Source organism: Comamonas sp. (assembly GCF_036666375.1).
Taxonomy (GTDB): Bacteria; Pseudomonadota; Gammaproteobacteria; order Burkholderiales; family Burkholderiaceae_C; genus Comamonas.
The window spans coordinates 1-20,101 of the sequence record NZ_JAVWWA010000013.1; the positions used below are offsets into that span (position 1 = coordinate 1).

At 68.2% G+C, this 20,101-nt stretch carries 18 protein-coding genes; 7 read left to right on the plus strand and 11 right to left on the minus strand.

Annotated elements, in window-relative coordinates:
• Positions 1–324: 324 nt before the first annotated feature.
• The 3 genes from RR928_RS04985 to RR928_RS04995 are packed head-to-tail and all read right to left on the minus strand — an operon-like array spanning position 325 to position 3,406.
• Positions 325–1,761, minus strand: a complete 1,437-nt coding sequence (locus tag RR928_RS04985) for a carboxylesterase/lipase family protein (protein ID WP_332681649.1) — start codon at positions 1,759–1,761, stop codon at positions 325–327.
• Positions 1,758–2,747, minus strand: a complete 990-nt coding sequence (locus tag RR928_RS04990; protein WP_332537443.1) for a Bug family tripartite tricarboxylate transporter substrate binding protein — start codon at positions 2,745–2,747, stop codon at positions 1,758–1,760. The genes RR928_RS04985 and RR928_RS04990 overlap by 4 nt, the downstream gene beginning before the upstream one ends.
• 23 nt (positions 2,748–2,770) lie before the next feature.
• The gene (locus RR928_RS04995) at positions 2,771–3,406 is read right to left on the minus strand and encodes a TetR/AcrR family transcriptional regulator (protein WP_332537441.1); all 636 of its coding nucleotides are present in this window, start codon (positions 3,404–3,406) and stop codon (positions 2,771–2,773) included.
• A 243-nt stretch (positions 3,407–3,649) separates the two neighbouring features.
• On the opposite strand from RR928_RS04995, the gene RR928_RS05000 reads away from it, so the two are divergent.
• On the plus strand, positions 3,650–4,108 hold the full coding sequence (locus tag RR928_RS05000) for a VOC family protein (RefSeq protein ID WP_332537440.1): 459 nt from the start codon (positions 3,650–3,652) through the stop codon (positions 4,106–4,108).
• 27 nt (positions 4,109–4,135) lie between these two features.
• Here RR928_RS05000 and RR928_RS05005 read toward each other — a convergent pair whose 3' ends face one another.
• The gene (locus RR928_RS05005) at positions 4,136–5,233 is read right to left on the minus strand and encodes an NAD(P)-dependent alcohol dehydrogenase (RefSeq protein ID WP_332537439.1); all 1,098 of its coding nucleotides are present in this window, start codon (positions 5,231–5,233) and stop codon (positions 4,136–4,138) included.
• A gap of 175 nt (positions 5,234–5,408) precedes the next feature.
• On the opposite strand from RR928_RS05005, the gene RR928_RS05010 reads away from it, so the two are divergent.
• Complete coding sequence (locus tag RR928_RS05010; protein ID WP_332549759.1) at positions 5,409–5,906, plus strand: flavodoxin family protein; 498 nt, start codon at positions 5,409–5,411, stop codon at positions 5,904–5,906.
• Positions 5,907–5,918: 12 nt separating this feature from the next.
• Here the strand turns inward: RR928_RS05010 and RR928_RS05015 are convergent, their stop codons facing one another.
• The 4 genes from RR928_RS05015 to RR928_RS05030 form a co-directional block, all read right to left on the minus strand.
• Entirely contained in the window at positions 5,919–8,483 is a 2,565-nt protein-coding gene (locus tag RR928_RS05015) for a TonB-dependent siderophore receptor (RefSeq protein ID WP_332549760.1), read from the minus strand.
• 112 nt (positions 8,484–8,595) lie between these two features.
• On the minus strand, positions 8,596–9,582 hold the full coding sequence (locus RR928_RS05020; protein WP_332537434.1) for a FecR domain-containing protein: 987 nt from the start codon (positions 9,580–9,582) through the stop codon (positions 8,596–8,598).
• A 4-nt stretch (positions 9,583–9,586) separates the two neighbouring features.
• Positions 9,587–10,099: a sigma-70 family RNA polymerase sigma factor gene (locus tag RR928_RS05025; RefSeq protein ID WP_332537432.1), complete on the minus strand. Its 513-nt coding sequence runs from the start codon at positions 10,097–10,099 to the stop codon at positions 9,587–9,589.
• A 103-nt stretch (positions 10,100–10,202) separates the two neighbouring features.
• On the minus strand, positions 10,203–11,648 hold the full coding sequence (locus RR928_RS05030) for a short-chain fatty acyl-CoA regulator family protein (protein ID WP_332681653.1): 1,446 nt from the start codon (positions 11,646–11,648) through the stop codon (positions 10,203–10,205).
• A 141-nt stretch (positions 11,649–11,789) separates the two neighbouring features.
• Between RR928_RS05030 and acnD the strand changes: the two genes are divergently transcribed.
• The 3 genes from acnD (at position 11,790) to RR928_RS05045 (ending at position 16,376) form a co-directional block, all read left to right on the plus strand.
• Positions 11,790–14,426, plus strand: coding sequence for a Fe/S-dependent 2-methylisocitrate dehydratase AcnD (acnD, locus tag RR928_RS05035; RefSeq protein ID WP_332681655.1), 2,637 nt, complete (start codon positions 11,790–11,792; stop codon positions 14,424–14,426).
• Between the two features lies 1 nt (position 14,427).
• A complete protein-coding gene (gene prpC, locus RR928_RS05040) occupies positions 14,428–15,588 on the plus strand; it encodes a bifunctional 2-methylcitrate synthase/citrate synthase (protein WP_332537427.1) in 1,161 nt (386 codons plus the stop codon).
• A 74-nt stretch (positions 15,589–15,662) separates the two neighbouring features.
• Positions 15,663–16,376, plus strand: a complete 714-nt coding sequence (locus tag RR928_RS05045; protein WP_332537425.1) for a class I SAM-dependent methyltransferase — start codon at positions 15,663–15,665, stop codon at positions 16,374–16,376.
• A gap of 30 nt (positions 16,377–16,406) precedes the next feature.
• Here RR928_RS05045 and queE read toward each other — a convergent pair whose 3' ends face one another.
• From queE to RR928_RS05060, 3 genes are all read right to left on the minus strand, one after another.
• A complete protein-coding gene (gene queE / locus RR928_RS05050; protein WP_332537423.1) occupies positions 16,407–17,042 on the minus strand; it encodes a 7-carboxy-7-deazaguanine synthase in 636 nt (211 codons plus the stop codon).
• Positions 17,039–18,112, minus strand: a complete 1,074-nt coding sequence (locus RR928_RS05055; protein ID WP_332549786.1) for a 6-carboxytetrahydropterin synthase — start codon at positions 18,110–18,112, stop codon at positions 17,039–17,041. Before RR928_RS05055 ends, queE begins: the two co-directional genes overlap by 4 nt.
• A 122-nt stretch (positions 18,113–18,234) precedes the next feature.
• Positions 18,235–18,477 (minus strand): putative hemolysin, encoded by a 243-nt coding sequence (locus RR928_RS05060; RefSeq protein ID WP_332537421.1) that lies wholly within the window; start codon positions 18,475–18,477, stop codon positions 18,235–18,237.
• A gap of 111 nt (positions 18,478–18,588) precedes the next feature.
• Between RR928_RS05060 and RR928_RS05065 the strand changes: the two genes are divergently transcribed.
• Positions 18,589–19,395, plus strand: a complete 807-nt coding sequence (locus RR928_RS05065) for a DNA/RNA non-specific endonuclease (RefSeq protein WP_332681658.1) — start codon at positions 18,589–18,591, stop codon at positions 19,393–19,395.
• 118 nt (positions 19,396–19,513) lie between these two features.
• Entirely contained in the window at positions 19,514–20,026 is a 513-nt protein-coding gene (locus RR928_RS05070) for a Dps family protein (protein ID WP_332537417.1), read from the plus strand.
• Positions 20,027–20,101: the final 75 nt, after the last annotated feature.

Genomic DNA, 20,101 nt, shown 5'->3' on the forward strand with positions numbered 1-20,101 from the left:
ACTGGTCGATCGCCATGGTGTTGCCCGCGGTGATCGCGTCGAGGTCCTGCTCCAGCGTCTGGAAGGTGCTGGCACGCGTGATGGTGTAGGTCGCGCCACCGGTGATCGCGAGCGCGCCCACGACGGTGGCGGTGCTGATGGCGAGAATCTTTGAGCGAAGGGTCTGAAGCATACGAGGGGCGGCAGTGCGCGAGGTTGGAAGGCGGCCAAAAAAGAGACTCGACACTTTTTCGGAAAGCCTGCAACCGACTTGAGGAAGCACGGCACTAAATTTTGTTACAGCCCCGCACCACTCGCCCACTCACTCAATGCTCAACACCCCGCTCAAGCGCCAGCCACGGATCCGTCGATGCGTTCGGTCCAGGGCGCAGCCTCCGCATGGGGCGGCCAGCCGGGCTCGCCCGTGAGCGCGAAACGCGCCCAGGCGCCATGCATGCGCTGGGCGAGCGGCGCGGGCGCAGCCCGGCCAGCGAGTTCCTGCGCCGTGGCAGCGGCGAGGTTGTTGAACACGAACGGCAGCTCCACCCCATGCGCCGCGCCGAGCTGCCCCGCCCACTGGGGCGAGCGCCAGCCGAACACATAGCGGTGCGACGAGCGCGCTGCAAGGCCCGCGAGTTCCGCCAGACGCCGCGCGGGCTCGGCATAGTAATAATGCGACTGCATCCGGCACAGCTGCTCGCCCGGGCTGCCGGCGGCGGCATCGGGCGCAAGGCCCGTGGCCGCGCTGAAATCCTGCAGATCGGCCTGGCCTATGCGCGCCAGCCCGTTGCCCGGCACATGGTAGAGCCGCATTTCCTCGGCGTTGTGGCCGACCAGCAGTTGCAGCGCGGACGGCTGCGCGGCCCAGGCCTGGGCCAGCGCCGCCAGCGGCTCGGCGCGCAGGCATTCGCCGTCGATGACCGGGCGCAGCGGAAAGAACTGGCGGCTGCCCATGCCATGCGCGCGCCGCAGCGCAGGATCGGCCGCGAGCCGGTGCACGGCCTGCAGCAGCGGCTCGAGCGGCGCGGCGGCGAACGCAGCGCGCGTGGCCGGCACGCCGGCGAGCGCCGCAATCGCCTGCAACGCGGTCTCGGCTTCGGCGCGCGTCTGGCAGGCCACGCTGGGGCTTTGCAGTATGGCGCGCTGGAACAGTCCGCGGCTTTGCGCCATGCCCATCAGACAGGCAAGCGCGCCCGCGCCCGCGGATTGGCCGAACACCGTGACCTGCTGCGCATCGCCGCCCCAGGCGCCTATGCAATCCTGCACCCAGCGCAAGGCCGCGATCTGGTCCAGCAGGCCGCGGTTCGCCGGCGCTCCGGGCAGATATGCAAAGCCGTCGACGCCCAGCCGGTACTGGATGGACACGAACACCAGGCCCTGGCGCGCGAACGAGGCGCCGTCGTAGAGCGCATCGCTGGCGCTGCCGCGAAAAAATCCGCCGCCATGCACCCAGACCATGACCGGAAGGCGCTGGCCCGCCTCCACCGGTGGCGCCCAGACATTGAGCCGCAGGCAGTCCGGGTCGCCAAGCTGGCGCGCGCCGCTGCGCGGCCACTGCGGCGCCACCGGTCCGAACTCCGCGGCCTCGCGCAGGCCCTGCCACGGCGGCTCGGCCTGGGGCGGCTCGAAACGCAGGCTGTCCACGGGCGGGCGCGCATAGCGCAGGCCCTTGAACACGCGCAGTTCGCCGTCCCAGACTCCGCGCAGCCGCCCGCCATGGGGCAGCACGACTTCGGGCGCGGCGCGACTGGCGCCGGTTGCAGCACTCGCTTCGGCGCTCATTCCGACGCCAGGCCCAGCCGGTCGATCAATGGGCGCCAGACTGCGGCGTCGCGCGCCGCCCAGGCGCGCACATCGGCCGGCGTCGACGGCGTGAGCACCACGCTCATGGCCTCTAGCCGCGACTTGTACTGGGCATTGGCGCGGCACTGCTCGGTGGCCGCGCCCAGCCGCGCGAGCGCGGCCGCGGGCGTGCCCGCCTTGGCGACAATGGCGATCCAGGACGGCCGCGCCAGATCGGCCGCCGCGGGCAGCAGTTCGGCCACCGTGGGCACATCGGGCAGCAAAGGCGAGCGCTGGGTGTCGAACACCGCGATGGCGTTGAGCCTGCCGGCCTTGACCTGGGCCGCGGCCGTGCCTATCACCAGCGTCATTGCCTGGATCTGCTTGCCTATCAGCGCCGTCACGCCCGCGCCTTCACCGACGAACGGCACATGGGTTCCGGTCGCGCCCAGCTTGTCGAGCAGCGCCGTGGTCAGCAGGTGCGCAGGGCTGCCCTTGCCCGGCGAGCCGAAGTTCAGTCCGCCGGCCGTGGCCTTGGCGAGTTTCTGCAGATCCGCGAGTCGCGTGAGGCCCTCCCCCGCAGGCACGGCCAGCACCAGCGCCGACGTGCCGAGCACGGCCACGCCATCGAAGTCGCTGCCGGGATCGTAAGGGCGCTGGCGGTAGGTATAAGGCGTGATGCTCATCTGCGACATGCCTATGCTCATCAGCGTGTAGCCGTCCGCTGGCTGGCCCTTGAGGCCGTTGATTGCCAGCACGCCGTTCGCGCCGGGCTTGTTCATCACCACCACCGGCTGGCCCAGCTCATGTGCCGCGCAATCGGCCCAGATGCGCGTCATCGCATCCGACGCACTGCCCGGGGGCTGCTGCGCGATCAACTGGATGGGCTTGGCGGGATAGGCCTGCGCCGATGCGCCCGCGGCGCACAGCAGACCGGTAGCGGCAAGCAGGCAGGCGCGGGACAGCGCTGAATCAGGAAATTTCATGGGCTTGAGATGGAGGAAAAAATTCAACGCGCGTTCTCGCAACGCGCGGCGATCAGGTCGGCGAGGCAGGCAAGCTGCGCGCCGGCCTGGCCCAGCGGCAGCGGCTGCGCCGCGGCGGGAAACAGTTGCAGCAGGCCCAGCCCACGCAACGCGGAAAACACCAGACCCAGAAATGCCTGGCGGTCCGGGGTGGCCAGAAGTTCGGGAAACGCGTCGAAGAATCCGGCCTCGAGCTGCGCGCCGATTTCCGCACGCAGGCGCGCGACATGCTGCAGGATTTCGGGCTGGCTGCGGCTGCCCAGATAGATGTTCCAGGCGACGATGAAGCGCGGCTGGGCGTAGATCAACCGCCAGGCGGTGTCGACAAAGCGCGCCGCGCGCTCGCGCGCGCTCAGACTGGCCGCGGGCCACAGCGCGCCGGCATCCAGCTGCGCCTGCAGCAGCGCGCTCAGGATGTTCATCATCAGCACCGCCTTGGACTCGAAGTGGTGCTGCACCGCGCCCGAGGTCATTCCCGCGCTGCGCGCGATCTCGTGAATGGAGACGTCCTCCAGGCTGCGGCGCTCGATGACTTCGATCGCGGTGTCGATCAAATGCTGGCGCGTGGCGGCACTGCGCTGCGCCTGGGTGCGTCGGGGCGCGATCGCGGGCGGGCTCATGGAATTTACATTTTGCATTTCGAACGTAATGTAAATACAGTGGACGCAGGCCTGTACAGGGGATACCCGATGCTGCGCCGTGCTGCCTGCGGCACCACCTCATGCGCGACCGGGCACTCGGCAAGCAGATGAGGCTGGGCAGGCCTGGCGTCGTGCGGCGTCGGCGATGTATTGGACGGCGGCGCAGCGGCGCGGATACACTGGCCCTACCGGCCCTGCAACGTCGGCACAAAGGAGACTTGTGTGACAACCACCCTGACCCCCTACCTGAGCTTCGACGGCACGACGCGCGAAGCCTTCGCCTTCTACGAAAAAGCGCTGGGCGCGCAGATCCAGGCGATGATGAGCTACGCAGACATGCCTACGCCGCCGGCAGGCTCGGCCGCAGAGAGCTGCGGCGGGCAGCCCGCGCCCACGGGCGACGGCATCATGCATGCCAGCCTGGTGCTGCCCGGCGGCGCGCTGCTGTTTGCCGGCGACACGCCTCCCGGCATGCCTTTCGAGGGCATCAAGGGCGTGATGCTGACGCTGGAATACGACACCGTCGAACAAGCCGAGCGCGCTTTCGCCGCGCTGGCCGAAGGCGGCCGGATCACGATGCCGCTCGCGCCCTCGTTCTGGGCCAAGACATTTGGCATGCTCACCGACCGCTTCGGCGTGAGCTGGGCGCTCAATGGCGATCCGCTGCCCATGCCTTCCTGAGGCCTGAGAACAGGCGCATCCGGCCGCTCAGGGCCGGATCGCGATCTTCAGCACCCCGTCGCGCTGATGGCTGAAGAGCTCGTAGGCCGCGGCGATGTCCTCCAGCCCGTACTCATGGGTCACCAGCGGGCCCAGGTCTATGCGTCCGCTGGCGATCACCGCCATCAGCCGGCGCATGCGTTCCTTGCCGCCCGGGCACAGCGCGGTGTTGATGCGGTGGTCACCCAGGCCCGCACCAAAGGCATCGAGCGGAATCCTCAGGTCCGTTGAATACACACCCAGACTCGACAACGTGCCGCCGGGGCGTATGCAGCGCAGCGCGCTCTCGAACGTCTGCTGCGTGCCCAGCGCTTCGATCGCACTGTCGGCGCCTTTGCCGCCCGTCGCCTTGAGCACCTCGGCAACCACGTCCTGGGTCTTGAAATTCAAGGTGATGTCGGCACCGAGCTGTTGCGCCACGCCCAGGCGCTGATCGTTGCCATCGACCGCAATGATGGTGCTCGCCCCGCGCAGCTTCGCGCCCGCGGTCGCGCACAGGCCGATGGGGCCCTGCGCAAACACCACCACCACATCGCCTATGCGGATGTTGGCGTTTTCCGCGCCCGCAAAGCCGGTCGACATGATGTCGGGACACATCAGCACCTGGCGGTCGCTGAGCCCCTGCGGCACCGGCGACAGATTGCCCTGCGCATCCGGCACCAGCAGGTACTCGGCCTGCGCGCCATCGATCAGATTGCCGAAGCGCCAGCCCGCGGTGAGCTTGTAGCCGTGGCAGCCGCAGCGCCCGCTGGCGGCCAGGTAGCTGCCGTCCTGCGATGCCGCGCCATCCTGCGCCGCATAGCTGTTGAAATCCGGGCAGATCGCGCCGGCAATCACGCGCTGGCCTTCCTCGTAGCCGCGCACCGCGCTGCCGAGCTTGACGATCACGCCCACGGGTTCGTGGCCTACCGTCAAACCCTTGGCGACCGGATACTCGCCCTTGAGAATGTGCACGTCCGTGCCGCAGATCGTGGTCGTGGTGATCTTGATCAGCGCATCGTTGGGCCCGACATCGGGAATCGGTTTGTCCACCACTTCGATACGACCGGGTTCGACGAATACCGCCGCTTTCATCATCTGGGCCATGGGATCTCCTTGAAGAACAGAGGAAAGAGAGCTGTGCTGAATTGCCAGCATATGCCTTCGCACCCGATCGCTGCTTGACGTGGAGCAAGGTCTGTCCCGGCAACTCCCCCTTGGGCTGCGCTGCAGCGCCATACGTTCAATGGCCCTGCGGCCGCATTGGCACTATGCTGGTGCCATGCCACGCAAGACCCTGCTCATCGTCTACCACTCGCTCACCGACGGCACACGCCAGATGGCGCAGGCCGCGCATGACGGCGCGGCCGCCGAAGGCAGCGTGACCGTGCGCCTGCTGCACGCGCGCGAGGCCGGCGCCGACGATGTACTGGCGGCCGACGGCTATCTCTTTGCCACGCCCGAAAACCTCGCGGCCATCAGCGGCCAGCTCAAGGATTTCTTCGACCGCAGCTACTACGGCGCGCTCGAGCGCATCAACGGCCGGCCCTATGCGAGCCTGATCTGCGCGGGCAGCGACGGCTCCAACGCCGCGCGCCAGATCGCGCGCATCGCCACCGGCTGGCGGCTCAGGCCCGTGGCCGAGCCGCTGATTGTCTGCACCCATGCGCAGACGCCCGAGGCGATTCTCGCGCCCAAGCACATTGCCCAGGAAGATCTGCAGCAATGCCGGGCGCTGGGCGAAGCCATGGCGGCGGGGCTGGGGCTGGGAGTGTTCTGAGCAGTCCGCGCGTCAGAACTTCCCGCGCAGTGCCAGCATCACGCTGCGCGGCGCCCCATAGAAGCTGCCGTAGTCCAGATAGCCGATGCTGCTGTAGTAGGTCTTGTCAAACAGGTTGTTGATGTTCAGCGAGGCCGTCCACTGGTTGTCGATTCTGTATTCGGCAAAAGCGCTGTAGACCGTGTAGCCGGCCTGCGTGATGCGGTAGTCCCCGGTGCGGCTGCTCACCGTGCCGTCGGCGTTGCGCAGGTAGGCGTAGTCGTCGATGAAGGTCTTGCTTTGGACCGTCGCACCGCCGCCAATCTTCCACTTGCCGAAATGGCCGGGCAGCTGGTAGGCGGCGAAAATCTTCGCCATATGTGCGGGCGAGGTGCCGTTGAAGCGGCCGCCCGAGGTTGAATTGCTGTCGCGGTTGTCGTTGTAGTTGTAGCTCAGCGAAAGCTGCAGGCCGCGCACGGGCTCGCCCGTCAACTCGGCGTCCAGCCCCTTGGAGACAATGCGGCCCGTGGGCAGGAAGCAGCAGCTGCTGCCCAGGTCCAACGTACTGGCGGGAAAGCTGCGGTCGCGTACCGCGGCGCCGTCGCGGTCAATGCGGTAGACCGCCAGCGCGCTCTGCAAGCGGCCGTCGAAATGCGCGCCCTTGAGGCCCAGCTCGTAGTTGCGCCCAGTCACCGGGTCCAGCGGTGCACCGGGCGCCGGTCCGGCACGTTTGTCGGCCTGCGACTTGAAGGTCTCGGCAATGCTGGCGTAGGCCGTCCACGTGCGATCCAGATCGTAGGTGGCGGCGAGATAAGGCGTGAAGACGCTGCTGTCCTCGTAGCGCGTGATCGAGCTCGAGGTCACGGTGCCGCTGGGGTTGAGCAGCGTGTTCTCGAACGCGTACTTGTAGCGCCCTATGCGCCCGCCCGCAATGACGTGCAGCGGCTCGCTCAGATGCAGGCGCAGCGATCCGTAGATGCCGGCATTGTCCGAGCGCGAAGGCTGGCGGCTCCAGGGCGTGAGCGCTGCGGGGCGCAGGTAGGCAGCGGGGTCGAAGCGGTAGATGTCGGGCACCGGCGTGGCCACATAGGGCACGGGGCGCTGCAGCAGCGCGTCGACGCTGAATCTGGACCATGAGCCGCCGACCAGCACATCGTGCTGCCGGCCCCAGGCGCTGAACCGGCCTTTGAGCGCGGCGTCAAGGGACGCATTGCTCCAGTGCTCTTTCTGAAAGTTGGCGCCACCCGTCGTGCCCACGCCGGTGAGCGCATCGGCAGCGCCGTTGAAATAGTGGTCGAAGCGGTCCTGGTCGGCGCGCTCGTGGTTGGCATCAACGTCCAGCGTCCAGTCCGGGCTGAAACGGTGCGTGAGGTGGGCGAACAGGCCGGTGATGTTCTTGTCGGCGCGGTCGTCGGCGCCGCTGAGATAGAGCGTGCGCGCCAGGCCCAGGTCTTCCCCGGTGCGCGCCCGGGGCAGGCCGTAGCCCTGGTACGACGAATCACGCCGGATATACGACGCGCCGAGCAACGCCGTTGTCTCGGGCGTCAGATCCGCCTCGATCACGCCATAGGCCATGCTGCGCTTGCTGTGCGCGACATCGAAAAAGAAATCCTTGTCTTCGTGCGCCAGCACACCGCGCCCACGGATGCGGCCGTCTTCGCTCAACGGGCCGCTGACGTCGAGATCGGCGCGCCGGAAGTTCCAGCTGCCCAGTTGGGCCTGTACCTGGACCTGCTTTTCACGCGTGGGCTTCTTGCGCACCAGATTGATCACTCCGCCGGGATCGCCATTGCCGCCAAACAGACCGTCCGCCCCGCGCAGCACTTCGACATGGTCGTAGAACGCCAGGTCATGATCGACCGAGAAACCGCGAAACATCGGCGACGCGCCGTCGACACGCAGGTTTTCGTTGCCCACTTCAAAGCCGCGCGCCAGGAAGCGATCGGCAAGCATGGAGCCCTGGAAGGCCGTCACGCCAGGCATGGCCTTGAGCGCGTCGGGCAGCGTGGTCATTCCCATGTCGTCCATCTGCTGGCGCGTGACGACAGAAACCGACTGAGCGACTTCGCGTTGCGTCAATTCCGTTTTTGCGCCCACCGTGGAGGTGCGCGCGATGTAGGCGCCCGTGCCTTCGGTGGCGCCGCTGCGCTCGGCCAGGGCCGCCACGGTCACGGTGGCCAGCGCCGCACCCGCCGCATCATCTGCCTGGGAATGCGGCACGGCGCCGGCCACCACGGTCATGGAGTTGCTGCCGGTGCGCGCCAGTACCAGGCCACTGCCGGCCAGAGCGCGCTGCGCCGCCTGCTCCACGCTGAAACTGCCGCGTATCTCCGGCGCGCGCCTGCCCTGCAGCAAGCTGGCGCTGGCGACCACGCTGCGCTGCCCCTGGTCGGCAATCCGCGCCAGCGTGTCGCTCAGGTCGCCGGCGGGAATGTTCCAGACAAGCAGCGCGCTGCCCGCCGCCGGCGGGGACGGCTGGGCCAGGACGCTGGCGGGTGCGCCGCACAGCAGCAGCAGGGCTGCGGCCGCGGGACGCAGCGCCTGGGGTGGACGGGAAAATGCGAAAGACGCGAATGCGCGCCGGCAGGAGGAGGCCATGGTCTGAACGAATCCTGGTTGAAATGAAAAACGTTGCTTCATTCCCCTTGTGCAATGAGCCCGCGAAAAGTCCTCACCAGGCGCGAAAAAAACTGCTGCGGCCCGGCCCGGCTCAGGCGTGCGGCGCCCGCACGTCGATCAGCGTGAGCCAATCGCTCCACCGCACGACCGTGATCGGCTGGGTATCGACCAGGTCCTGCAGCACCCGCTCAGGCCTGTCCAGCGAGAACCGGCCAAACACGCGCAGCCGCGCCGCGGCCGCACTCACGCGTATCAGCCCGGGCTGGTAGGGACGCAAGGCATCGATCACCACGCCCAGCGGCTGGTCACGCACCTGGAGCACGCCGCCTGCCCAGGCCGCGGGTGCCATCAGCGATGCGTCCACGGGAGTGACTTCGCTGGCGCTGAAATATGCCGTCGCGCCCTCTTCCAGCGTGTGCCGGCGGCCCGAGCGCGTGGTGATGCGTACGCTGTGCTCCATCACATGCACCAGCGTTCGCTCCTCTTCCTGGCGCACCATGTAGCGCGTGCCCAGCGCCTGGACACTGCCTTGCGCACTCTGCACCACGAAAGGCCGCCAGCCCGCGCCCTGCCAGGGCGCCACGGCGACAATGACCGCGCCGGCGCGCAGACGCACCAGTCGCTGCGTGTCGCTGAAGAGAATGTCCACCGCCGAACGCGCATCGAGCGTCAGCGTGCTGCCATCGGGCAGTGCGTGGCGACCGCGCTCGCCCGTGCCGGTGCGCAGGTCGGCGCTCAGCGTGCCCAGCGGTGTCTGTCGGTGCAGCAGCCAGCCCGCGCCTACGCTGAGCAGCACCGCCGCGAGGCCGCCATGCAGCGCGCGCCGGCGCGCAACCGTGGGAGGCGGCACGGCCAGCGCCTGCACGCCCGCGCGTGCCGCCAGGCCGCCGTCGCGCAACTGCGCAATCGCGGGCTGCACGTCTGCGCCCTGCAGACGCGCCTGCAGATGCTCCCAGGCGCTGGCATGCGCACCCGAGGCCGCAAGCCACTGCGCAAACCGCTGGCGGTCGCTGGCCGTGGCGCGGTCCGAATCCAGGCACACCATCCAGTCGATGGCCTGCTCCATCACGGTGTCCACGCGCTCAGTCTCCGGGCGCAAACGGCGCGCTGCACAAATGCACCAGCGCCTGTTTCATGTAGCGCTCCACGCTGGCTTCGGACACCGCCATGGCCGCGGCGATCTCGGCGTACTTGAGTCCATCGATGCGGCGCAGCAGGAAAGCCTGGCGCACCTTGGGCAGCATTCCGTCCAGCCAGGCGTCGATGGCCTCGATGGCCTCGCGCACCAGCAGATAGTCTTCAGGTGAGGGGGCGCATTCTTCGGGCATCGAGGCCAGCGCGTCCAGCCAGGCCTGCTCCAGTTCGCGCCGGCGCCAGAAGTTGTAGAGCACGCGCTGCGCCAGCGTGGTGAGATAGGCCCTGGGCTCCTGCAGCGCATGCGCCTGGCGGGCGACGATGACGCGCTCGAACGTGTCATGCGCCAGATCCGCCGCCTGGTGTGCATCGCCCAGCTTGCGTCGCAGCCAGGCCTGAAGCCAGCGGTGGTGGTCGACGTAGAGCGTGTGTACCGGGTCGGCGGCAAACGGCATGGGCATGAACGGAATCCAGCGCAGATGAGAAGTATTCTCATTGTAGTCGTGAAAAATCGCCGCTCACCCGCGCTGTGGCTGGCGGTCCACAAGCGGCGCTTGCCCGCGCTCAGTCCGGCTGGCCCTGCACCGCCGCATAAGGCACAAAGCCCTGCGCGTTCTCATTGACCAGCAGCGGCTTGCCGACGAACGGAAACGCGCGCTGCGGGCAGGCGCTGCGTTCGCAGACCTTGCAGCCCATGCCTATGGGCGTGGCCACATGCGCGCCCTTGAGATCCATGCCTTCCGAGTAGACCAGCCGCGCCGCGTGCTGCACATCGCAGCCCAGGCCTATGGAAAACATCTTGCCCGGCGTGCCCCAGCCCGCGCCCGCATGGGAGATGCTGCGCGCGACCCACAGGTAGGTGCGTCCGTCGGGCATGCTGGCGAGCTGGGGCAGGATGCGCCCCGGCTGGGCAAAGGCTTCGTAGACATTCCACAGCGGGCAGGTGCCGCCGGTCTTGGAAAAGTGGAAATGCGTGGCCGACTGCCGCTTGGAGATGTTGCCCGCGCGGTCGACGCGGATGAAGAAGAACGGCACGCCCGGCGCGCCCGGGCGCTGCAGCGTGGAAAGCCGGTGGCATACGGTCTCGAAGCCCACGCCGAACTGGCGCGCAAGCCGGTCGATGTCGTGGCGCAGCGTCTGCGCGGCCTGCAGGAATTCGCCGTAGGGCAGCACCAGCGCGCCGGCGGCGTAGTGCGCCAGGCCTATGCGCGCCAGCCGGCGCGTGGCCTGGTCCTGCCAGTTGCCGGTCGCCAGGCATTCGTCCATCAGCGGCGCCATTTCGAGCAGCGCCAGCTGCGTTGCCATCTGGAATGCCTGCTGTCCCGGCGCGAGCTCGGCCGACAGAAACAAGGTGCGGCTGGCCGCATCGTAGCTGCGCAGCGGGCCCTGGGCCGCGCGCGCGCTGCGCTGTACCTGCACGGCGTGCTGCGCGCGCAGCCGCGCCACCAGCCAGTCGACCAGCGCCGCGCCCTGGGCGCCGGCTTCGCCCGCCCAGGCTTCGGCCGCGCGGTCCAGCGCGTCGAAGTAATTGCGGTGGGCAAAGAAGAAGTCGCGCACCTCCTCGAACGGCATCTGGCGCAGCGGCGCCGCGGCCCAGTCCTCGCCTTCGGCGCGGCTGTCGCCCAGCCGGGCCGACAGCGCTTCGAGGCGCTGCACATCTTCGGTGTGGCGGCGGTGCAGCGCCAGGATGGCCTGGGCCAGTTGCGGCAGCTTGGCCGCGACTTCGCGCAGCTCGGGCTGGGGCACGGCCGGCGCGCCCGGCAGCGCGGCCAACGCATCGCCCAGCTGGGCCAGCACGCGCGCCTGCTCGTCTTCGGAAAACTGCTGGATGTCCACGCCCAGCAGGCGGTGGATCTTGAGCAGCACCGACACCGTGAACGGGCGCTGGTCCTGCTCGAGCTGGTTGACGTAGCTCGGCGACAGCCCCAGCGCGTGGGCCAGCGCCAGCTGTGTCATGCCGCGCTCGGCGCGCAGCGAGCGCAGGCGCACGCCCATGAAAGTCTTGGCCATGAAAGTCGGTCTCCAGAAATTCGCAAACTTCGCAAATTAGCGGTTTGTGATTCGCAAACATTCGCCAATTCAGGACTGTTCGCAGTGCAAGGTCTTGCGTAAATTGCAAATCTTCGCAAGCCTATCACGCCCACGACGAACATGAAAAACGACTTTCTGCGCGCCCTGCCCGGCACGGCGCTTGAATACTTCGACGCGCGCGCCGCCGTCGAGGCGCTGCGCCCCGGCGCCTGGGCCGCCCTGCCCTATACGCTGCGCGTGCATGCCGAGAATCTGCTGCGCCGCTGCGCGCCCGCGCTGCGCGACCAAGGCCTGCGACAGATGATCGAACGCCGGCGCGACAGCGACTTTCCCTGGTTTCCGGCGCGCGTCGTGTGCCACGACATCCTGGGCCAGACCGCGCTGGTCGATCTCGCCGGGCTGCGCGATGCGATCGCCGCGCAGGGCGGCGACCCGGCGCAGGTGAACCCCGTGGTGCCGGTGCAGCTGATCGTCGACCATTCGCTGGCCGTCGAATGCGGCGGCGACGACCCGCAAGCGTTTGCGACCAACCGCGCGATCGAAGACCGGCGCAATGCCGACCGCTTCCACTTCATAGACTGGTGCCAGAAAGCCTTCGAGAACGTCGATGTGGTGCCGCCGGGCAACGGCATCATGCACCAGATCAATCTGGAGCGGATGAGCCCCGTGGTGCAGGTGCAAGGCGGCGTCGCCTTCCCCGACACGCTGGTCGGCACCGACAGCCACACGCCCCATGTCGACGCGCTGGGCGTGCTGGCCGTGGGCGTGGGCGGGCTGGAAGCCGAGAGCGTGATGCTGGGCCGGGCCGTGTGGATGCGCGTGCCCGACATCGTGGGCGTGCGGCTCACGGGCGCGCGCCAGCCGGGCATCACCGCCACCGACATCGTGCTCGCGCTGACCGAGTTCCTGCGCGCGCACAAGGTCGTGGGCAGCTATCTCGAATTCCACGGCGACGGCGTCGCCGGGCTCACGCTGGGCGACCGCGCGACGATTTCCAACATGGCGCCCGAGTACGGCGCGACCGCCGCGATGTTCGCCATCGACGCGCAGACCCTGGCCTATCTGCGCCTCACGGGGCGCGCGGCAGCGCAGGTCGCGCTGGTCGAAACCTATGCGCGCCACGCGGGGCTGTGGGCCGAGACGCTGGAACAGGTGGTGTATGACCGCGTGCTGGAGTTCGATCTGGCCGGCGTGGTGCGCTGCATTGCGGGGCCGTCGAATCCGCATGCGCGCGTGCCGACCTCGGAGCTTGCGGCGCGCGGCATCGCACAGGAGCCGGCGTCGCCACAGCCCGACGGCCTGATGCCCGACGGCGCGGTGATCATTGCCGCGATCACCAGCTGCACCAACACCAGCAATCCGCGCAATGTGATTGCCGCGGGACTGCTGGCGCGCAATGCCAACCGGCTCGGGCTGACGCGCAAGCCCTGGGTCAAGTCGTCGCTGGCACCGGGCTCGCGCACCGTCGCGCTGTATCTCCGGGCCGCGGGCCTGGACCGCGAACTCGAGCAGCTGGGCTTCGGCATCGTCGGCTTTGCCTGCACCACCTGCAACGGCATGTCGGGCGCGCTCGCGCCGCAGATTGCGCAGGAAATCGAGGCGCGCCAGCTGCACACCACGGCCGTGCTGTCGGGCAACCGCAATTTCGACGGCCGCATCCACCCGCAGGCCCGCCAGGCCTTTCTCGCCTCGCCGCCGCTGGTCGTCGCCTATGCGCTCGCGGGCAGCATACGCTTTGACATAGAGCGCGATGTGCTGGGCGTGCACGCCGGCCGCGAGATCCGCCTGCACGACCTCTGGCCCGACGATGCCGAGATCGACGCCGTGGTCCAGGCTGCGGTCCAGCCCGCGCAATTCGAACAGGTCTATGCGCCCATGTTCCTGCGCTCCATCGGCGCCGCCCGCGTCGCGCCGCTCTACAACTGGCGCGCGCAGAGCACCTATATCCGCCGTCCGCCCTACTGGGAAGGCGCGCTGGCCGGCGAACGCTCGCTGCGCGGCATGCGGCCGCTGGCGCTGCTGCCCGACAACATCACCACCGATCACCTGTCGCCGTCGAACGCGATCACTCGCGATTCGGCCGCGGGCGAGTACCTGGCCGCAATGGGCCTGCCCGAGGAGGATTTCAACTCCTACGCCACGCACCGCGGCGACCACCTCACGGCCCAGCGGGCCACGCTGGCCAATGCGCAGCTGCGCAATGAAATGGTGGTCGATGACCAGGGCCGCACGCGCCAGGGGTCGCTGGCGCGGCTGGAGCCCGAAGGCCGGGTGCTGCGCATGTGGGAAGCCATAGAAACCTATATGGCACGCCGCCAGCCGCTGATCATCATTGCGGGTGCCGACTACGGCCAGGGCTCGTCGCGCGACTGGGCGGCCAAGGGCGTGCGGCTCGCAGGGGTCGAAGTCATCGCCGCCCAAAGCTTCGAACGCATACACCGCACCAACCTCATCGGCATGGGCGTGCTGCCGCTGCAATTCCTTGCGGGCTGCGACCGCCACACGCTGGCGCTCGACGGCACGGAAACCTACGACGTGCTGGGCATGCCCGCGCCCAGCGCATCGCTGGTGCTGCGCATCACGCGGCGCGACGGCCGCCAGCACGACGTGCGCATGCAATGCCGGCTCGACACCGCCGAGGAACTGTCCATCTACGAAGCCGGCGGCGTGCTGCAGCGCTTTGCCCAGGACTTCCTGCAGCGCAGCGCCACCGTTTCCCCCGCCACCCAATCCCAAGCCGCATTCCAGGAGACCTGACATGACACTCGCCCTCGCCACCCCCCACCTCCCCAAGCCCAAGAAATCGGTCGCGCTGTCCGGCGTCACCGCGGGCAATACCGCGCTGTGCACCGTAGGCAAGACCGGCAACGACCTGCACTACCGCGGCTATGACATTCTCGATATCGCCGAAGTCTGCACTTTCGAGGAAATTGCCCACCTGCTGGTGCACGGCAAGCTGCCCACGCGCGCCGAACTCAAGGCCTACAAGGCCAGGCTCAAGTCCATGCGCGGCCTGCCGGCCAGCGTCAAGGACGCGCTGGAGCAGCTGCCCGCGAATGCCCATCCCATGGACGTGATGCGCACCGGCGTGTCGACGCTGGGCTGCGTGCTGCCCGAAAAGGATGACCACAACACGCCGGGCGCGCGCGACATCGCCGACCGGCTGCTGGCCTGCCTGGGCTCCATGCTGCTGTACTGGTACCACTGGAGCACCCAGGGCAAGCGCATCGATGTCGAGACCGACGACGACTCGATAGGCGCGCATTTCCTGCACCTGCTGCATGGCGAAAAGCCCAGCGCCGCCTGGGAGCGCGCGATGCACACTTCGCTCAATCTCTATGCCGAGCACGAGTTCAACGCCTCGACCTTCACCGCGCGCGTGGTCGCGGGCACGGGCAGCGACATGCACTCGGCGATCACGGGCGCGATAGGCGCGCTGCGCGGCCCCAAGCACGGCGGCGCCAACGAAGTCGCTTTCGAGATCCAGAAGCGCTATGCGAACCCCGACGAGGCCGAGGCCGACATCCGCCGGCGCGTCGATGCCAAGGAAGTGGTCATAGGCTTCGGCCACCCGGTCTACACCGTCAGCGACCCGCGCAACACCATCATCAAGCGCGTTGCCGAAGAGCTGTCGCTGCAGGCGGGCAGCACCAGGATGTATGCGATTGCCGAGCGCATCGAGGCCGTGATGTGGGACAGCAAGCGCATGTTCCCCAACCTCGACTGGTTCAGCGCCGTGAGCTATCACATGATGGGCGTGCCCACGGCCATGTTCACGCCGCTGTTCGTGATCGCGCGCACCAGCGGCTGGGCCGCGCATGTGATCGAGCAGCGCCAGGACAACAAGATCATCCGCCCCAGCGCCCACTACACCGGGCCCGACGATCTGGCGTTCGTGCCCATCGATCAGCGGCAGTGAGCTTCTGCAACGGCGATGCCGCCAATCGCCGACCACGGCTTTTTGCGCGCATCGGAGCTGCCTAAGATAGCCGCATGTCTGCCGCTGAATCCATCACCAAGTTCGATCAGTCGCGTGCCCAGGAGTACGCCACCCAAAGCCGCATCGCGCTGGCCGGCTACGACGCCTGCCATGAGCTCGCGGCCTGCCTGCTGTCGGCCCACCTGGGCGCGGGCGAGGCGCGCATTCTGGTGGGCGGCGCCGGCGGCACGGGCCAGGAAATCATCAGCGCCGCGCAGCTGCAGCCTGCCTGGCAATTCGTTGCCGTCGATCCCGCGCAAACCATGCTGGATACCGCCATGGAGCGCATTGCCCGGGCCGGCCTGGGCGAGCGCGTGACGCCGTTCGCGGGAACGCTGGACGCGCTGCCCGCGAGCGCCGCCTTCGATGCCGCGACGCTGATCGGCGTGCTGCACCACCTGCCGCAGCAGCAGGCCAAGAAGGACATTCTGCGCGCCGTCGCCGACCGGCTCGCGCCCGGAGCGCCGTTCATTCTGGCCTGCAACCGCTGCGCCTATGAATCCCAGCCGCTGTTTCTTGCCGCATGGGCGCAGCGCTGGCGCCTGGCGGGTGCCAGCGAGGCGGAAGTCGAGGCCAAGCTCGGCAAGATACGCCAGGGTGCGGTGCCGCCGGCTTCGGAAGCCGAAGTCGAGTCGCTGCTGCAGGGCGCGGGCTTTGACCAACCGCTGCGGTTTTTCTCCAGCCTTTTCTGGAGTGCCTGGATCGTGTTCAAGCGCCAGGAGCAATAACGCCGCAGGGGCTCGCTGCAGCCTTGCCGCTCAGGCGATGCCCACCACCTTGTGGGTCTGTATCGACAGCCGCCATTGTGGGTGGGCCATGCAGTAGTCGATGGCCAGGCGCGTGTTGCGCTGCTGGTCGGGCCCGTCCATGGGCTGCAGGAAATGGTGGGTGAACGCCAGATCGGCAAACTGCTCGGGCATGGCGCCGGGCTGGGGAAAGACCAGCTTGAGCTCCGAGCCCGCGCTCAGCACCAGCGGCGCGCCGGCCTTGGGGCTCACGCAGATCCAGTCCAGGCCCTGGGGCGCGGGCTGGGTGCCGTTGGTCTCCACCGCGATCTCGAAGCCGCAGGCATGCAGCGCATCGACCAGCGCCTGGTCCAGCTGCATCAGCGGCTCGCCGCCGGTGCAGACGACCAGCGGCTTGCCCGAAGGCGAGTCGGGCCACAGCGACTTCACTTTCTCGGCCAGCGCCTGGGCCGTGGCGAACTTGCCGCCGCCCTCGCCGTCGGTGCCGACGAAATCGGTGTCGCAGAACTGGCAGATGGCCTTGGCGCGGTCCTTTTCCCGGCCCGTCCAGAGGTTGCAGCCCGCAAAGCGGCAGAACACCGCCGCGCGCCCGGCCTGGCCGCCCTCGCCTTGCAGCGTGTAGAAGATTTCCTTGACGGAATAGGTCATGGCGTCACTCCTTGGGCCGCGACCAGCGCGCCGCAGCCGCGGGTTTCAAACAGGTCCACGCCATCGAGCTGGGGCAGATCGGCGCGCGCCTGGGCCAGAATCCACTGCGCCAGGGTTGCGGTATCGCAGTCTTCGAGGCCGGCGATCTCGTGCAGCGGCCTGTGGTCCAGCGCCTTGAACAAGGGGTTGAACAGCTGCTTGACGTCGCCGAAGTCCACGGTCCAGCCCATGATCTGGTCCAGCGGCGCGCTCAGGTGCAGGCGCAGCGTATAGGTGTGGCCGTGCAGGCGGCGCTGCACGCTGCCTTCGGGCGCACGCCGCAGCTGGCGCGCGCTGTCGAGCGTGAGGTCCTTCCAGATGCGGTACTGCCGGCCGTCGAAGCGCGCGCCGCAGGATGCGGTCTCGTAGACCGTGACCAGCGACAGCGAGGGCAGCTGCGCCTGCAGCCGCTGCCAGATCCAGCTGGACATCATCTCGCTGGTCGGGTTCTCGAGCCCGGCAAGCTCGTTGAGGCAGGCATAGTGCAAGGCGTGCTGCAGCGGCGCCCAGACCGCGTCGAGCCGGTCGTAATCGACGCCTTCGTCGGCGCGCGCCTGGACAATGACCTCGAAGCCATGGCCGTGCATGCGCCCGCACTTGTGGCCTTCGGGCACGTTGGGCAGCCGGTGCGCCGACTGGAACACATAGCGGCGCCAGACATGGGCCTGGCCTGCGGCGTCAAGCAGCGCGCCCTGGCGCTCGGTGCTGTCGACGCCGATTTCCATCTGGCCCAGCGCCGGGTCGGCCAGCTGCCGGGCGAGCCAGCGCGCGATGTTGATGTCGCTGGGATCGGCCAGTTGCTCGTTCAGGTGGCGATAGTCCAGCGGCACCAGGGCCGCGGCCAGCCTTTGCTGGAGCTTTTCCACTTCGCCGCCGGGATAATCAGCCCAGCCGGCTTCTATGGCGCATTGGACGCGGGCCGTGAAGCCATGGCCATGCAGGCGGGATGCCGGGTGCGCTGGCGCGTGCCCGGTCAGCTGCCGCGCCGCCTCGAAAGGGGCTGCGGCAGCATATAAAGTCTTGGTATTCATTGCACTCAATCAAAACAGCAAACCAGCAGGGGTGGCCGGCGCAGAACGGCATTGTGCCTGCCATGCCATGACCTCGGCGGGCGCACGGCTCCCGGGCCCGCCGCGGCCCCCCCGTAAACGCGCTATCTGCAGGGGTGGTCGGCGCGATACAGCTGCCACTCATCGACCAGCGATCCATCGGGCAGAAAGCACAGGCCTTCGCGGCCTTCGGCCGTGTAGCCCAGCAGCGTCCTGCCGCCGCGCGCATGGCAGTAGCTGGTCGCGGGATTGACCAGGCCCGCGGGCCGTATGGGCTGGGGCGCGCAGGCCGCGAGCAGGCACAAGGCGCCGAAAAATGCGGCGCTTTTCATCAGATAACCGGCCATGGTTTCTTCCCTTTGCGCAGACATAGTCCCCCTATGATGGAAATTCAGGGGCCTTGGCAATGCCAGACACATGCGCCTTGTCATGCACGCGCCCTTCACGCAGGAGGTGCAATGAAGACACGCCATGGCATGGCGCGTGGGCGCTGGAAACTGCACGCCACCAGCGGCCTGCTGGCACTGCTCGCCGGCTGCGCGCTGCAGCCCGTGCCGCAGCTCTCGCCCATCGATACGGCGTTCTCCGAATGCCCGCAGTTCTTCCCTGCGCGCAAGCCTCCCGTGGTGCCGGGCGCGCCCGCGCTGCGCGAGCTGTGCTACAGCGCTTTTGCCGTGCTGCACAGCGGCGAGACCAAGACGCCGGTCTTCGTGGTGGAACACCTGGATCGCGCGCTGATCAACGCCGCGCGCGGACAAAAGCGCGCCAACCGCTTCTTTGCCGATGCGCGCCTGCCGCGCGGCGAGCGCGCGGAGCTGGCCGACTACCGCGATTCGGGCTATTCGCGCGGCCACATGGCGCCGGCCGGCGACATGGGCTCGCCCGACGCCATGGCGCAAAGCTTCAGCCTGGCCAACATGGTGCCCCAGGACCAGACCTTCAACGCCGGTGCCTGGTCGGAAATCGAGCAGCACACGCGCCAATATGTGCTGCGCGCCCAGGCCGATGTCTATGTCTTCACCGGACCGGTGTTTGCCGCGCCCGCGCCCACCATAGGCCCGGGCAAGGTGCAGGTGCCCAGCCATCTGTTCAAGCTGGTCTACGACCCCTGCAGCGGCAAGAGCTGGGCCCACTGGCTGGCCAATGACGCCGGCACCACGGCGCTGCCGCCCATCAGCTACGAGGAACTGGTGCGGCGCACGCGCATACGCTTTCTGCCGCCCGCCGTGCCGGCCCGCGCGAACTGCGCGCGCCCGCCGCCTTGAACAACGCGCCATGGACGGGTGGCGAGCCTGGCCGTTACGCGCTAGAGTCTGCCTAGTGCCCCTACAACGTGCAGCAGCGATTTCAACCACAGCTTGTTTCAACCCCAAGGAGTCCGCAGTGCCCAAGAAATCCGTAGTCATCCCCGCAGCCCAGGCCCATACCATCAATATCGGCATCTCGGCCAAGGACCGCCAGGCCATTGCCGAAGGCCTGTCGCGCCTGCTGGCCGACAACTACACGCTGTACCTGACCACGCACAATTTCCACTGGAACGTGACCGGCCCGATGTTCAACAGCCTGCACCAGATGTTCATGCAGCAGTACACCGAGCTGTGGAATGCCGCCGACATGATTGCCGAACGCATACGCGCGCTGGGCCATGTGGCGCCGGGCTCGTACGCGCAATACGGCCAGCTCACTTCGCTGGACGACGCGCCCATCAAGCCGCCGGCGGCGCTCGATATGGTGCGCATTCTGGTCAACGGCCACGAAGCCGTGGCGCGCACCGCGCGCGCCCTGTTTCCGATTGCCGACAAGGCCGCCGACGAGCCCACGGCCGACCTGCTGACCCAGCGCCTGTCGGTGCATGAGCAGACGGCCTGGATGCTGCGCTCGCTGCTGGAAGAGTAGTCCGGAGCGCGGCATTCGCCCACGAAAAAGGCCACCCTGGGGTGGCCTTTTTCCATGCGCGTGCCGGCAAGCCGG

What these genes read in the sequence shown, in the direction of transcription:
- RR928_RS05065 (WP_332681658.1), top strand. Translation starts at nt 18,589, where the DNA reads ATGAAGACACGCCATGGCATGGCGCGTGGGCGCTGGAAACTGCACGCC.
- RR928_RS04985 (WP_332681649.1), bottom strand. Translation starts at nt 1,761, where the DNA reads ATGAGCGCCGAAGCGAGTGCTGCAACCGGCGCCAGTCGCGCCGCGCCC.
- RR928_RS04990 (WP_332537443.1), bottom strand. Translation starts at nt 2,747, where the DNA reads ATGAAATTTCCTGATTCAGCGCTGTCCCGCGCCTGCCTGCTTGCCGCT.
- acnD (WP_332681655.1), top strand. Translation starts at nt 11,790, where the DNA reads ATGAAAAACGACTTTCTGCGCGCCCTGCCCGGCACGGCGCTTGAATAC.
- RR928_RS05030 (WP_332681653.1), bottom strand. Translation starts at nt 11,648, where the DNA reads ATGGCCAAGACTTTCATGGGCGTGCGCCTGCGCTCGCTGCGCGCCGAG.
- RR928_RS05015 (WP_332549760.1), bottom strand. Translation starts at nt 8,483, where the DNA reads ATGGCCTCCTCCTGCCGGCGCGCATTCGCGTCTTTCGCATTTTCCCGT.
- RR928_RS05045 (WP_332537425.1), top strand. Translation starts at nt 15,663, where the DNA reads ATGTCTGCCGCTGAATCCATCACCAAGTTCGATCAGTCGCGTGCCCAG.
- RR928_RS05025 (WP_332537432.1), bottom strand. Translation starts at nt 10,099, where the DNA reads ATGCCCATGCCGTTTGCCGCCGACCCGGTACACACGCTCTACGTCGAC.
- RR928_RS05005 (WP_332537439.1), bottom strand. Translation starts at nt 5,233, where the DNA reads ATGGCCCAGATGATGAAAGCGGCGGTATTCGTCGAACCCGGTCGTATC.
- prpC (WP_332537427.1), top strand. Translation starts at nt 14,428, where the DNA reads ATGACACTCGCCCTCGCCACCCCCCACCTCCCCAAGCCCAAGAAATCG.
- RR928_RS04995 (WP_332537441.1), bottom strand. Translation starts at nt 3,406, where the DNA reads ATGAGCCCGCCCGCGATCGCGCCCCGACGCACCCAGGCGCAGCGCAGT.
- queE (WP_332537423.1), bottom strand. Translation starts at nt 17,042, where the DNA reads ATGACCTATTCCGTCAAGGAAATCTTCTACACGCTGCAAGGCGAGGGC.
- RR928_RS05055 (WP_332549786.1), bottom strand. Translation starts at nt 18,112, where the DNA reads ATGAATACCAAGACTTTATATGCTGCCGCAGCCCCTTTCGAGGCGGCG.
- RR928_RS05010 (WP_332549759.1), top strand. Translation starts at nt 5,409, where the DNA reads ATGCCACGCAAGACCCTGCTCATCGTCTACCACTCGCTCACCGACGGC.
- RR928_RS05060 (WP_332537421.1), bottom strand. Translation starts at nt 18,477, where the DNA reads ATGGCCGGTTATCTGATGAAAAGCGCCGCATTTTTCGGCGCCTTGTGC.